At 60.9% G+C, this 14,353-nt stretch carries 10 protein-coding genes; 6 read left to right on the plus strand and 4 right to left on the minus strand.

Annotated elements, in window-relative coordinates; translation table 11 throughout:
- The first annotated feature begins 37 nt into the window (after positions 1–37).
- From I2H19_RS03330 to larD, 5 genes are all read left to right on the plus strand, one after another.
- Entirely contained in the window at positions 38–1,342 is a 1,305-nt protein-coding gene (locus I2H19_RS03330; protein ID WP_195621227.1) for an MFS transporter, read from the plus strand.
- Positions 1,343–1,491: 149 nt separating this feature from the next.
- Positions 1,492–2,805: a histidine--tRNA ligase gene (hisS, locus tag I2H19_RS03335; RefSeq protein ID WP_195621228.1), complete on the plus strand. Its 1,314-nt coding sequence runs from the start codon at positions 1,492–1,494 to the stop codon at positions 2,803–2,805.
- 257 nt (positions 2,806–3,062) lie between these two features.
- Positions 3,063–5,876 (plus strand): phosphoenolpyruvate carboxylase, encoded by a 2,814-nt coding sequence (locus I2H19_RS03340; protein WP_411266898.1) that lies wholly within the window; start codon positions 3,063–3,065, stop codon positions 5,874–5,876.
- Positions 5,877–6,739: 863 nt separating this feature from the next.
- Positions 6,740–8,017: a nickel-dependent lactate racemase gene (larA, locus tag I2H19_RS03345; protein ID WP_195621230.1), complete on the plus strand. Its 1,278-nt coding sequence runs from the start codon at positions 6,740–6,742 to the stop codon at positions 8,015–8,017.
- Positions 8,018–8,066: 49 nt separating this feature from the next.
- A complete protein-coding gene (gene larD / locus I2H19_RS03350) occupies positions 8,067–8,798 on the plus strand; it encodes a D/L-lactic acid transporter LarD (RefSeq protein ID WP_152067525.1) in 732 nt (243 codons plus the stop codon).
- A gap of 302 nt (positions 8,799–9,100) precedes the next feature.
- Here the strand turns inward: larD and I2H19_RS03355 are convergent, their stop codons facing one another.
- The 4 genes from I2H19_RS03355 to serB all read right to left on the minus strand — a co-directional run bounded on the left by I2H19_RS03355 (position 9,101) and on the right by serB (position 12,097).
- On the minus strand, positions 9,101–9,640 hold the full coding sequence (locus I2H19_RS03355) for a TetR/AcrR family transcriptional regulator (protein WP_195621231.1): 540 nt from the start codon (positions 9,638–9,640) through the stop codon (positions 9,101–9,103).
- Positions 9,641–9,642: 2 nt separating this feature from the next.
- Positions 9,643–10,554, minus strand: coding sequence for a nickel pincer cofactor biosynthesis protein LarC (gene larC, locus I2H19_RS03360; protein WP_195621232.1), 912 nt, complete (start codon positions 10,552–10,554; stop codon positions 9,643–9,645).
- 10 nt (positions 10,555–10,564) lie between these two features.
- Positions 10,565–11,347, minus strand: coding sequence for a nickel pincer cofactor biosynthesis protein LarB (gene larB, locus I2H19_RS03365; protein ID WP_195621237.1), 783 nt, complete (start codon positions 11,345–11,347; stop codon positions 10,565–10,567).
- Positions 11,348–11,461: 114 nt separating this feature from the next.
- On the minus strand, positions 11,462–12,097 hold the full coding sequence (serB, locus tag I2H19_RS03370) for a phosphoserine phosphatase SerB (RefSeq protein WP_195621238.1): 636 nt from the start codon (positions 12,095–12,097) through the stop codon (positions 11,462–11,464).
- Between the two features lie 256 nt (positions 12,098–12,353).
- Here serB and aspS point away from each other — a divergent pair, with 256 nt between their 5' ends.
- Positions 12,354–14,141, plus strand: a complete 1,788-nt coding sequence (gene aspS, locus I2H19_RS03375) for an aspartate--tRNA ligase (RefSeq protein ID WP_195621240.1) — start codon at positions 12,354–12,356, stop codon at positions 14,139–14,141.
- The last annotated feature ends 212 nt before the right edge of the window (positions 14,142–14,353 follow it).

A 14,353-nucleotide genomic window follows, 5' to 3' on the forward strand; every position in this document is an offset into this window, starting at 1 on the left:
GGCGCAGGCTATTCGTTTGTTTAAAAAAAAGAGCAGTATGTCCCAGCAGCGTAAGCTCTTCCCCGGCTGGCTCGTGGTGGCCTCCGGCTTCGTGATCATGGCCACGTGCTACACGATTTTCGTCAACTGCATGAGCCTGTTTCAGCCGCTGATCGTCAGCGACCTGGGCATTTCCCTTGCGCAGTACAACATCTCCAATGCCATCTCCACCGTGGTGAGCGTTGTGGGTTCGCTTGTGATCGGCCATGTGGCCGATAAGGTGAGCGGCCGCGTTCTGGGCTCCCTCACCGTTATCGCCACCTCTGCCGTGCTTGTCGGCATGAGCTTTGTGGGCGAGCTTTGGCAGGTCTACGTGCTCTTTGCCGTTTCGGGCTGCTTCGCCGTGGCCTCGACCCGCCTGCTCATTAGCCTCGTTACTGCCAACTGGTTTACAGCCAAGCGCGGCCTTGCTATCTCCATTGCGCTTTCGGGCTCGGGCTTTGGCGGTGCCATTCTCTCGCCGATCGTGAGCTCTCTGATCGTGAGTGTGGGCTGGCGCTCTGCGTTCCTGGTGCTCGCTGCCGTCTGCATTGTGGCGGCACTGCCCATCACGGCCTACTCCTTCCGCACCAAGCCTTCCGAGATTGGCCTGAAGCCGCTCGGCGAGAACCCGGGCGATCCGTCTGTTTCCACCGCGGGCGATAGGGACGAGCATACGGCCCCCGAGGTCAGCGTCGGTTGGTCGCGCATTAAGAAGAGCCCGGCATTCTGGCTGCTCGTCGTGGCATTCCTCTTTATGGGCCTTGTCAATGGCGCCATCCTGCCCAACCAGGTTACGAATATGACGAGCGTCACCGTCAACGGCGCCAAGATCGTCACGGGCGGCCACGACCCCATGTGGGCAGGCACCGTGCTTTCGGCCTACATGGTTACCGTCGTTATCGCCAAGATTTCACTCGGCGCTATCTACGATCGCTTCGGCCTGCGTTTTGGCAACATTCTTGGCTCCGCTGCGTGCATTATCGCCTGCGTGGCGTTGTGCTTCCCGACGACGGATCTTGGCCCCATTGTTGCCGCCGTGAGTTTTGGTATCGGAACGTGCATGGGCACCATTACGCCCACGATCGCTGCGTCTAAGCAGTTTGGCATGGCCGACCTGGGCAAGGTCACGGGCACCATTACCTCGCTCGAGATGGTCGGTGGCACCGTGGGCGCCATCGTCTCGGGCGTGCTGTTCGACGCTACGGGCTCCTTTGCGAGCACTTGGATTGTGTGCCTGGTGTGCTCCGCGATTGTGCTCGTGTTCCTGTTGGCCTCGGAGCCTATCGCTGCCAAGCTGCGCGCGAGCGTGGCAGGGGAGTAGGTAAGCCAAAGCGCATCACATGCCGCGGCGGCGCGTCTGGCCGAACGAGTCCCCATACCCTCGTTCGGTCAGACGCGCCGCCGCGTTTTGTTTTTGTGCCGTATAATGACCGTTACCTATGACGCGATACAAAAGAAAGGTGTTTGCCCATGCAGGCACAGAAGGCGGAGGGAACCCGCGACCTTATCGGCGCCGAGATGCGCGCCTGGCAAAAGATGCAGCAGATTGCGGCCGGCGTGTTCGAGCCGTTTGGTTTTAAACCCATCGAGACGCCCGCGATCGAGCAGGTGGACGTGTTTGTCCACGGTATCGGCCAGTCGACCGACGTCGTGCGCAAGGAAATGTTCCGCGTGTTCAGCGGCGCCAACCTGGAGCGCGTCTTTGCCGAGGGCACCGACACCAAACTCAAGCCCAAGCAGCGCCTGGCCCTTCGCCCCGAGGGCACGGCCGGCGTGGTGCGCGCCGTCGTCGAGAACAATCTGGTGCCCCAGGGCTCCACGCCGTTTAAGGCGTACTACGCCGAGGCCATGTTCCGCGGCGAGCGTCCCCAGAAGGGCCGCCTGCGCCAGTTCCACCAGGTGGGCATCGAGTGGCTCGGTGCTCCCGATCCGGCGGCAGACGCCGAGTGCATCATCATGCTCATGGAGTTCTACAAGCGCCTGGGCTTCGATCTTTCCAAGCTTCGTCTGCTCATCAACTCGATGGGTGACGCCCAGTGCCGTCCGGCCTATCGCGAGCAGGTTAAGCAGTTCATTCTCGATCACGCAGACGAGATGTGCGATGAGTGCCGCGAGCGCGCCGAGCTCAACCCGCTGCGCGCCTTCGACTGCAAGAACGACCACTGCCGCGAGATCATGGCCGACGCCCCGCTGATGGGCGACAACCTGTGCGACGAGTGCCGCGAGCACTACGAGCAGGTCAAGCGCTATCTGGATGCCGCCGGTATCGAGTATGTCGAGGATCCCACCCTGGTGCGTGGTCTGGACTACTACACCCGCACTGTCTTTGAGGTCGAGGCTCCCGGCGCCGGCGTCGGTTCCATCGGTGGCGGCGGCCGCTACGATGGCCTGGTCGAGCTCGAGGGTGGCAAGCCCACGGCGGGCGTCGGCTTTGCCGTCGGTTTTGAGCGCGCCCTGCTGGCCCTGCAGGCCTTTGGCAGCGACCTGGGTGCCGATGAGTCCCCGTGCGTCTATGTCGCCAACGCCGGCAAGGAGCTGCGCCAGAACGTCTTTTCCATTACGCAGGAGCTTCGCGCCGCGGGTATCGTGACCGAGGCCGACTATCAGGGCCGTTCGCTCAAGGCCCAGTTTAAGCAGGCCGACAAGGTGGGCGCCAAGCTCATCCTGGTCCTGGGCGGCGACGAGCTTGCCGCCGGCAAGGTCAAGGTGCGCGACATGGAGAGCCATGAAGAGGTCCTTGCCGATCTGGCCAACGTCGTCGAGGCGGTTCGCGAGCGCCTGTAGCGCATCTTTTTGAGCTGCGGACCCGCTAACATGTCCCGCTCGCGGCGAGCGATTGTTACGGGGGTGTTTCGCATTTATGCGGAATGCCCCCGTTTGTGTATGCCGTCCACCGAGAAATACGACCATTTAGAGCAAAAACCCTTGCAATGCAGAAAATACTTTTGTGTGGTAAAGCGCAATCAGTGCCGAAAGTATTTCTCAAGCGCCTATAATGAATACCGCATGTTACGTGCATAGAAGGAGGAATGGGAGGAAACGTGGCTGAGAACCTAAGCAACCAGTCTGTACCCGAAGCCGCGGCGCGCGTCGCTGCCGTGGTCAACCGCCTCGTTAACCGAATCGGCTCGAATGCCGAGTCCAGGGAGCGTCTCGCCGAAATCGAGATCCCCGAGGAGCTGCGCGACAATCTGGCGTTGTTCCTGCGCCTGGAGCGTCGTGTGCTTAGCGAGTATGATCCTGAGATCGCGGACCTGTTCGACAAGATTCTGTCGGCCGAGATTGTGGCCAATGCCGGCAACCCCGGTACCCGCGCTGCCGACGAGGCCGTCGACGAGCAGGGCGTGCCAACCGCCGACGAGCCCACCGCCGTGGCATTTCGTGAGGTCGTCGATTTGATCGACAGTCTGCCGCTCGATAAGCAGCAGGTCATTGTCCGCGCCTTTACGAGCTTCTTCCATCTGGCAAACCTGTCGGAGGAGAACTACCGTGTGGCGCAGCTGCGCGAGCGCGAGGCCGGTGCGTCGACCGATACCGAGGTCGATCCCGCCAACGAGCTCACCGTCGCCTATCACCAGCTGGTGAATGAGCTGGGCGTCGAGGGCGCCAACGAGCTGCTCGACAAGCTCGAGTTCCACCCTGTCTTTACCGCACATCCCACCGAGGCCCGTCGCAAGGCCGTCGAGGGCAAGATTCGCCGTATCTCCAACCTGCTGGAGGAGCGTCCGCGTCTGGGCGGCTCCGACCTGGTGGAGAACGAGCGCCATATGCTGCAGGAGATCGACGCCCTGGTGCGTACGAGCCCCATCGCGCTCAAGAAGCCCACGCCGGTCGAGGAAGCCGATACCATCATCGACATCTTCGATAACACGCTGTTCGACGTTATCCCCGTCATCTATCGTCGCTTTGACGACTGGGTGCTGGGCGACAAGGCCGGTACCGTGCCGCCGCTGTGCCCGGCGTTCTTCCATCCCGGCAGCTGGATCGGTTCCGACCGCGACGGTAACCCCAACGTCACCGCCAAGGTGAGCCGTGAGGTCGCCGCCAAGTACTTCACCCACATGGTGCTCAAACTCGAGGACAAGTGCCGCCGCATCGGCCGCAACCTGACGCTCGAGGCCACCTACAGCAAGCCGTCGGCCGAGCTCATCAACCTGTGGAACCATCAGGTCGAGATGAGCACCCAGTACACGGCCCGCGCCGAGCTGATCTCCGAGCACGAGCCGCATCGCGCCGTCATGCTCGTCATGGCCGATCGTCTGAACGCCACCGTGCGCCGTATCACCGACACCATGTACCACAGCGCCGATGAGTTCCTGGAGGACTTGCGTGTCGTCCAGCGCTCCTTGGCTGCCTGCGGTGCCGTCCGTGCTGCCTACGGCCCGGTCCAGACCATCATCTGGCAGGTCGAGTCCTTCGGCTTCCATATGGTCGAGATGGAGTTCCGTCAGCACTCCGTGGTGCACGCCCGCGCCCTCAAGGATATTCACGAGAACGGTATCCATGGCGATCTGCAGCCCATGACGCGCGAGGTCATCGACACCTTCCGTGCCATCGGTTCCATCCAAAAGCGCTACGGCAAGAAGATGGCGCACCGCTACATCATCTCGTTTACCAAGAGTGCCCAGCATGTGGCCGATGTCTTTGAGCTGGCCCACCTGTCCTTCGCACACGAGGAAGACGTTCCCGAGCTCGACGTGATCCCGCTGTTCGAGCAGCTCGAGGACCTCGAGGGCTGCGTTGACGTGCTCGACCAGATGCTTACGCTGCCCGTGGTGCAGAAGCGCCTTGCCCAGACCAACCGCCGCATGGAGGTTATGCTGGGCTATTCCGACTCCTCCAAGGATGCCGGTCCTACCACGGCCATGCTTGCACTGCACTCCGCGCAGGAGCGCATCGCCAAGTGGGCCGAGAAGAACGATATCGACCTGGTGCTCATGCACGGTCGCGGCGGTGCCGTGGGCCGTGGCGGCGGCCCGGCCAACAAGGCCGTGCTGGCGCAGCCCAAGGGTTCGGTCAACTGCTTCTTTAAGCTCACCGAGCAGGGCGAGGTCATCTTTGCCCGTTACGGCAACCGCACGCTGGCTCAGCGTCATGTTGAGTCCGTTGCCGCCGCAACGCTTTTGCAGTCGGCCCCGAGTGTCGAGAAGACCAACACCGAGACCACGCAGAAGTTCTGGGATATGGCCGAGAAGCTCAACGCCGCAAGCCACGAGCGCTATCTTGACCTGCTGAACACCGAGGACTTTACACCGTGGTTCTCGACCGTGACGCCGCTGACCGAGGTCGGTCTGCTGCCGATCGGCTCACGTCCCGCCAAGCGCGGCCTGGGCGCCAAGTCGCTCGACGACCTGCGTACTATTCCGTGGATCTTCAGCTGGAGCCAGGCGCGCATTAACCTGGCCGCTTGGTACGGCCTGGGTACCGCCTGCGAGCAGTTTGGCGATCTGGACCAGCTTAAGGCCGCCTACCAGGAGTGGCCGTTCTTCCGCACCTTTATCGACAACATCGAGATGTCGATCGCCAAGACCGACCAGCGCATCGCCAAGATGTATCTGCACCTGGGCGATCGCCAGGATCTGTCCGAGAAGGTCTTTACCGAGATGCAGCTCACGCGTAAGTGGGTCCTTGCCATCGTCGGTGACGAGTGGCCGCTGCAGCGTCGTCGCGTGCTCGGCTGCGCCGTTCGCGTGCGCAACCCCTACGTCGACGCTCTGTCCATCGCCCAGGTCCGCGCCCTTCGCGAGGTGCGTATGAACCAGGACGAGATGGCCGAGGAGAAGAAGGCCGAGTACATGAGCCTGATTCTTTCGACTGTGACCGGCGTCTCGGCAGGTTTGCAGAACACGGGGTAATCGATAGCCCTGTAGTCGTCCGGGCCCGCCATTAGTTTACTTTTAGGCACGTCCTCGGACATGCAAGAAGCCCTCGCTGCGCACTTCGTGCGGCGAGGGCTTCTTGCGTCCTGCGGAGTGTGCCTAAAAGTAAACTAATGGCGGGCCCTACGATGTCCGGTCTTCTGCGGATTACGGGCTGAAGAAATATAGCGCGCTTCGCGCGTTTGGAAAGGGCTTCGTGCTGCGGAATGCATTCAGAGGGAAACCCATCGGGTCCTTTCGTCCTCGGTTTACGGCGGATCAGCCGCTGGGTGAGGGTGGTGCTTGGGGCGACGTGCAAAAAACGGAGTTTTCAGCAGCTAAAGATTGATGCATAAGGCTGTGGGTGACGTTCGCGGCCCTTGTTGATGCTTTTGCACGACGATTGGGCTTTGGCGACGATCATATATGGCTGGTTTCTCGCCGCATGCTATCCAGATGGGTCGAGCCATGAGGACTATCTACTTTTCGAAAGACTTTTGGCACCAAAATCTTATCCCGCGATGCTGAATACTCGCAAAAATGCACGCTCCGGAGGGTACCACCCTGTTACGGCTAGAAATCTATGCGCCATTTTATGCAATTAATTAACGCATTTATGCAAAATGGCTTACGTGCGTACGTCTCGGGCTAGATGTTTGCCTCGGCGTTGCGTAAATCATCCTGTCTATAGTGTCTTTGACAGGCGGCTGCGGTCCCGTTTGGGGTCGCGGCCGTTTTGTTGTGGGTCAAATATGAACGTTGTGTTAATGAGTCGGTGGACGGTGGTGTTTTTCGGTGAGCGGCGTATCCTTCCAACGGTTTATCTAGTGTGTCAGTTGAAAGGAAGAGGGCGCTCGTCATTGTTTGAATGTGAACTGCCGTTTGACCACAAGACGTTGCATCTGGAGCTCGAGGATAAGAACTTCGCGGGTGTGATGGAAGGTCATCAAAACGAGTTTAAGACTACAAAATCACAGGAAGAGCTGGTAGAGGAGTCACTTGCCAACCCTTATGGTTCGCCTTCGCTCGAGGAGCTTTGCGCTGGCAAGAAGGATATCGTCATTATTAGCTCCGATCATACGCGCCCCGTTCCCTCGCGTGTGACGATGCCTATTCTGCTGCATCACATCCATTCCGCTGCGCCCGAGGCTCGAGTGCGTATTTTGGTTGCTACGGGTATGCATCGTCCGTCGACGCACGAGGAGCTCGTCAACAAGTATGGCGAGGAGATCGTTGCCAACGAGGAAATCGTTATGCACGTCGCGACTGACGACAGCATGATGAAAAAGATCGGCACCCTGCCTTCTGGTGGCGAGTGCATCATCAACAAGATTGCCGCCGATTGCGATCTGCTGCTTGCCGAGGGCTTTATTGAGCCGCACTTCTTTGCCGGTTTCTCTGGTAGCCGCAAGTCCGTCCTGCCTGGCATCGCCAGCTACAAGACCATCATGTACAACCACAACGGTCAGTTTGTGAACGATTCCCATTCGCGTGCCGGCAACCTGTGCCACAACCACGTGAGCGAGGACATGTTTGCTGCCGCCGAGATGGCTCACCTTGCCTTTGTGCTTAACGTGGTGCTCAACGGCAAGCACGAGGTCATCGGCTCCTTTGCCGGCGACATTCACAAGGCGCACGAGGCCGGCTGTGAGTTCGTGAAGAGCCTTGCCGGCGTTGAGCCCGTTGAGTGCGAGATTGCCATCACCACCAACGGCGGCTACCCACTCGACCAGAACATCTACCAGGCCGTGAAGGGCATGTGCTCTGACGAGGCTACGCTTCCCGAGGGCGGTGTGATCATCGACGTCGCCGGCTGTGCCGACGGTCACGGTGGCGAGGGCTTCTATCACAACATCGCCGACAACGATCCGGCAGAGTTTGAGCGCGCCTGCATCGACCGTCCTAAGGACGAGACCCTGCCCGACCAGTGGACGAGCCAGATTTTCGCCCGCATCCTGGCGCATCACCCTGTGATCATGGTCACCGACCTGTGCGATCACCAGATGATCAAGGATATGCACATGACGCCGGTCAACACCCTCGAGGAGGCGCTCAAGCTCGCCTTTGAGATGAAGGGTGCCGATGCCAAGGTGGCCGTCATTCCCGATGGCCTGGGCGTTGTCGTCGCGCAGCACTAGTGCGCGGCCTAAACGAATCGTTTATAACCGACAAGAAAGATAAGGTTTTATGCTTACCAAACTCCTCTGCGAATTCGGCGCAACGGCCCTCATGATCATTTTTGGCGTGGGCGTGCACTGCGATACCGTGCTTAAGGGCACCAAGTATCAGGGCTCCGGCCACATGTTTGCCATCACCACCTGGTCTTTTGGCATCTCGGTCTGCCTGTTTGTCTTTGGCGGCGCCGTGTGCATGAACCCCGCCATGGTGCTTGCCCAGTGCATCGTAGGCCTGGTGCCGTGGAGTAGCTGCATCCCCTTCATGATTGCCGATATGCTCGGCGGCTTTGTGGGCGCCGTAATCGCTTGGCTTATGTATGCCGATGAGTTCAAGGCTTCCGAGGGCGTCGTCGACCCTATTGCCCAGCGCAACATCTTCTCGACCAACCCTACTACCGAGGGCACGAACTATGCTCGCAACTTCTTCTGCGAGGCTATCTGCACCTTTGTGTTCATCAGCGCCATCCTTGCTGCCGCTAGCCGCGCCGGCGAGAACGTTTTGATGCTCGCAATCTGCGTCGGTCTGATCGTTTGGGCCGTTGGCATGGGCATGGGCGGCATCACCGGCTTCGCCATGAACCAGGCTCGTGACCTTGGTCCTCGCATGGCCTATCAGGTGCTGCCGATCAAGAACAAGGCTGACAACAACTGGAAGTACGGCCTGCTCGTTCCTGGCATTGCTCCGTTTGTCGGTGCCGCTCTGGCCGCACTGTTTGTGCACGGTTTCTTGGGCATGTTCTAGTCTGAGGCTACATAGTTGTCCGCTGACCGCATGGGGTAACTTCCCAGCGCGTCCTCGGACATGCAAAAAGGCTCGCTGCGCACTTCGTGCGGCGAGCCTTTTTGTGTCCTGCGGAATGCGCTGGGAAGTTACCCCATGCGGTCAGCTGCGGGGTCTTTGTTGCGTTCGTACAAGCAACCCAACATATATATCTGAATTTGGATGGGAGGGGCTTGTTGCTGGTAGGGGCGTTGGGCTGTTGTCGATACTTTGGGATGGATTGTGCTTTGGGTTGGGGCGGAACTTTGGGATGAGGGGTTTGCTTAGTTGAAGAGGGGTTTTATGGCTGAGAGGTAGTCTTTTGCTACGTCGGTTTTGTCTGCTTGGAAGTTGTGCCAGGCCCACCATTGGACGGTGGCTACGAAGCTTGAGGCTATGTGGTGTAGTAAGAAGCTGCGGTCCATGGCGGCGGCGGGGCCTGCGGGGTCGACGGGGACGGTTTCGGCTGCGCGCGACATGATGGTCTTGCGGAGACAGTCGGCGAAGACGCGTGAGCCGGCGCCGGCTACCAGCGCTCGGACGCCCTGGCGACGTTCCCATAGATTGTTGAGGATATGCTCGACCTGCACGAATGGGTCGTCGAGCGGTGTGCCATCGTCGTCGAGGGCGTGGGTGCAGATGTCGCTCACGAGCTCGGACAGTAGGTCGTCTTTGCTCTTAAAGAGGCCGTAGAACGTGGCTCGACCAACATGGGCACGAGCGATGATGTCACCGACGGTGATCTTGCCGTAGTCCTCTTCGCGTAGCAGCTCGGAGAACGCCGCAACGATGGCAGCGCGGCTTTTTTCTTTGCGGGCATCCATGGCTATGCGTCCGCGTGAACGAGCAGGCAGCGGAGCGTGCCGGAGCAACCCTCGTAGGGGCGCTTACCGGCGCCGTAGCCGACGGCTTCGATGCGGTAGCGTGAGGGCAGTTGGTCGGACGTGCGCAGCGCGGTGACGATGGCGGCGCCCGTGGGCGTCACGAGCTCGCCGGCGACCGGTGCAGGCGTGAGGGCGATATTGCCCGCCTGGCACAGGTTGACGACAGCGGGGACGGGAATAGGCATGATGCCGTGAGCACAACGGATGGTTCCGTGGCCCTCGGAGAGCGACTCGACCACGATGTCCTCAATACCCAGGTCGTCGAGGCAGATGGCAACAGAGCAGACGTCGACGATGGAATCGACGGCGCCTACCTCGTGGAACATGACGGTCTCGGGCGTTTTGCCGTGGGCCTTGGCCTCGGCGGCGGCGAGCGCGGTAAAGATGTCGAGCGCACGACGCTTGGCGCCATCGCTTAGCTGCGAGCCGTCGATGATGGCGGTGACGTCCGCCAAAGAACGATGGTGATGGTGGTGGGCGTGATGATGGCCCTCGTGGCCATGGCCGTGGGTCTCATGATCATGCTCATGGCAGTGCTCGTGCTCGCCATGGCCATGATGGTGGTGCTCGTGTTCATGTGTGTGCTCGGCAGCTGCTTCGTTGCCGTAGAGCCAGGCCATGTCGTGGTCGTGGTTCTCGAGCTCCTCTGCCAGCTGAACGTCAAAGTCGCAGGCGTCGATGCCATGCTTGTTTGCGCGTGTAACGGCAATCTCAAAGCCGCCGACCGGAAGCGTGGCGAGCTGCTCGCGCAGGTGCTCCTCGCTGGCGCCCAGGTCGAGCAGGGCCGCGACAGTCATGTCGCCGCTGATGCCCGAGGTGCCGTCGATGATAAGCGTATGTTGATGATTGGACATGAAATGCTCCTTAACGGGTGCGGGGTGTGCCGGCGCTCAGATGATTGATAAGACTTGCCTGGTAGGCGGCGCCAAAGCCGTTATCGATATTGACGACCGATACGCCGCTGGCGCAGGAGTTGAGCATGGCGAGTAGCGCGGCTACGCCACCAAAACTTGCGCCGTAGCCCACACTGGTGGGAACGGCGATGACCGGACAGCTTACCAGGCCGCCGACAACGCTCGCCAGTGCGCCCTCCATGCCGGCGATGGCGATGACCACCTGTGCCTGAGCAAGTTCCTCGGCATGCGCGAGCAGGCGGTGCAGGCCGGCGACACCCACGTCGTAGAGGCGGTCGACCTCGTTGCCATAGAATTCGGCCGTCAACGCGGCTTCCTCGGCGACGGGCAGGTCGCTCGTGCCGGCGCAGGCGACGACGATGCGTCCGTTGCCGGTAGGGGAGGGCTTGCCGCCCACGAGGGCGAGCTGTGCGTCCGGGACATATCCCAGGTCGATGCCGTTGTCGAGGAGCTCCGAGGTACGGGCTGCTTTTTCGGCATCCAGGCGCGTGACCAGGATGCGCTCCTGGCCGGCATCGCGCAGCGCCTCGATAATGGCGGCAATTTGCTCGGCGGTTTTACCGGCGCCGTAGACAACCTCGCCGGCTCCCTGGCGTACCCCGCGTGAAAGATCGAGCTGCGCAAAACCCAGATCGGCGGTCGGCGCCGTCTGGATGCGCGTGAGGGCGACGGCCGGGGTGACTGCTCCGCCGGCAACATCGCTCAGCAATTGCTCAAGATCTCGCTTATCCATATATGTTCCCTTCGACGGCGCAAAGTCTAGCACTCATAGGGTATGTTTCCGAACACTAAGACAAAATTGTTCGGAAACTATAGGACAGACTAATTCAATTGTTAGGAGGATCGACTAGTCACGCAGGATGATGTCCATGGCGAGCATCAGGTTGCGCTCGTCGATGGCAAATGGGGCGGCTTCGCGCGTCTTGGGCTTGGCGCAAAATGCGATGCCCGTGCCCGCGGCCTGAATCATGGGGATGTCGTTGGCGCCGTCGCCGATTGCCACGGTATGGGCCATGTCGACACCGCACTCAACTGCCCAGTCCAGCAGCTGGATGAGCTTGGACTCCTTGGTTACAATGTCTGCCGCCAGCTTGCCGGTGAGCTTGCCGTCCACGACCTCCAGGCGGTTAGCGAGGCAAAAGTCGATGCCCGCGGCGGCCACGATCTTATCGGCGACCTCGTGAAAGCCGCCGCTTACCACGCCGACCTTCCAGCCCTTGCTGTGCGCCGAGCGCACAAGCTCCAGCGCGCCGGGGGTAAACGTCACGCGCTCAAAGGTGCGCTCGAACACGCTCCCGTCCAAGCCGGCAAGCAGCCCCACGCGTTCCTCGAGCGCCTGCTTAAAGTCGAGCTCGCCGCGCATGGCGCGCTCGGTGATCTTCGCCACTTGCTCGCCTACGCCGGCCTCCTCGCCCAACAGGTCGATGACCTCCTGGTTGATGAGCGTGGAGTCGATATCCATAACGATGAGGCGTGCAGTCATGGCGGGCCTTTCCGAGTGCAGTTGTATTGGGGCACATTGTCGCACGTGACGAGCGCGGGCGGGTGCCGCGGTGCGTCAATTGTTTCGTCTCCGTCAAGTCTTTGGGCAGGAGCTACTTTTCCGCGGCACATCGACACAGGTGCGATAAGATAGAACGCCATGTCTGGCTGCGCGGTTTACGCAGGCTGGGCAAATCTGTACGACGCCGCCCGGAACGACACGGGGCGGCACAGATCCATAAAGGAGGATCACTGGTATGAGCCAGACCCGTCCCATCGACGAGCATTCCATGCACACCCGTACCTGCGGCGAGCTTCGCCGCGAGAACGTGGGCGAAGAGGTCACCCTCACCGGTTGGGTGAGCCGTCGCCGCGACCACGGCGGCCTTATCTTCTGCGATCTTCGCGACCGCGAGGGCATCACGCAGCTCACCTTCGACCCCGAGCACTCCGACGACGACGCCTTTAAGATCGCCGAGACCATGCGTCCCGAGTGGCCCATCAAGATCCACGGCGTCGTGCGCTCCCGTGGCGAGGAGACCACCAACACCAAGCTCGCGACCGGCGAGATCGAGGTCCTGACCGACCACGCCGAGGTTCTCAACACGTCCGTCACCCCGCCGTTCCAGATCGAGGACGGCATCGAGACCAGCGAGGACACCCGCCTGCGCTATCGCTATCTGGACCTCCGCCGTCCCGAGATGATGGCCAACCTCAAGCTGCGCTCCGACTTTACCTTTGCCATTCGCGAGGCACTGCACAACCGTGAGTTCATGGAGGTCGAGACGCCCTCCCTGTTCAAGTCCACGCCCGAGGGCGCCCGCGACTTCATCGTTCCCAGCCGCATCCAGCCGGGCAACTTCTACGCCCTGCCGCAGTCCCCGCAGCTTCTGAAGCAGCTGCTCATGGTTGGTGGCGTTGAGCGCTACTACCAGGTTGCCAAGTGCTTCCGCGACGAGGACCTGCGTGCCGACCGTCAGCCCGAGTTCACCCAGGTCGATATCGAGATGTCCTTCGTGGACCAGAACGATGTCATGAGCGCGCTCGAAGAGGTTCTTGCCGATGCCTTCGGCCGCATGGGTGTCGAGATGCCCACGCCGCTGCGTCGTATGAACTACTGGGATGCCATGGACACCTATGGCTCCGACAAGCCCGATACCCGCTATGGCATGCACCTGGTCGACCTGACCGACATCTTTGCCAACTCCAAGTTCAAGGTCTTTGCGACTGCCGCAAACGAGGAAGGCTCTGTCGTCAAGGCTATCAACGCCAAGGGCGCCGGTGCCTGGGCACGTGCCAAGATCGATAAGCTTGCCGGCGTGGCCTCCACGTTTGGCGCCAAGGGCTTGGCCTGGATCGCCTTCCGCGAGGACGGCTCCATCAACAGCCCCATCGTCAAGTTCTTCTCGGACGAGGAGATGGCGGCTCTGCGCGAGCGCATGGACGTCGAGCCCGGCGATCTTGTGATGTTCGCCGCCGGCCCGCGCTTGCTCTCTGACGAGATCCTGGGTGGCATGCGTTCTCACATGGCCAACGCACTCGAGATCAAGCGCGAGGGTCACGACTTCCTGTGGGTCGTCAACTTCCCGCTGTTCCACTGGGACGAGGATCGCAAGGCCTATGCTGCCGAGCACCAGCCCTTTACCCTGCCGACCGAGACCGACATCGCCAAGATCGAGGCCGACCCGTTGGCAGCCGGTTCGTGCACCTACGACTTTGTCATGGACGGCTTTGAGGCCGGCGGCGGCGGTATGCGTATCCACAACGCCGAGATGCAGATGTCCATGCTCAAGCTCCTGGGCTTTACCGAGGAGCGTGCCGAGTCTCAGTTCGGCTTCCTCATGGAGGCGCTCAAGTTTGGTGCGCCCCCGATGGGCGGTTTCGCTCTGGGTCTGGACCGCGTATGCATGCTGCTCACCGGTTCCGACTCCATCCGCGACGTCATGGCGTTCCCCAAGACGGCCAGCGGCTCCGACCTTATGTCGGGTGCTCCGAGTGCCGTTAGTGGCGCCCAGCTCAAGGACGTCAGCCTGCGCCTGATGTAGGCGAGCGGTTACATATTGCCCGTAACGAGGGAAGGACGCGTGCCTTCCCTCGTTTTTTATGCGTGTGAGATGAGCTGTGGACCCTATGGGCAAAAAATGCCAAATATGAGTACTGTTGCGGTAGCGCGCAGAGATGTGGTGTAAGAGGCGGGGCATGCCCCGCCCCCTCCCTTTCTTGAAAGGGAGGGGACACCGCCTAGAATTCGTCGTTG

This window comes from Collinsella aerofaciens, from assembly GCF_015560135.1.
Lineage (GTDB): Bacteria > Actinomycetota > Coriobacteriia > Coriobacteriales > Coriobacteriaceae > Collinsella > Collinsella aerofaciens_AN.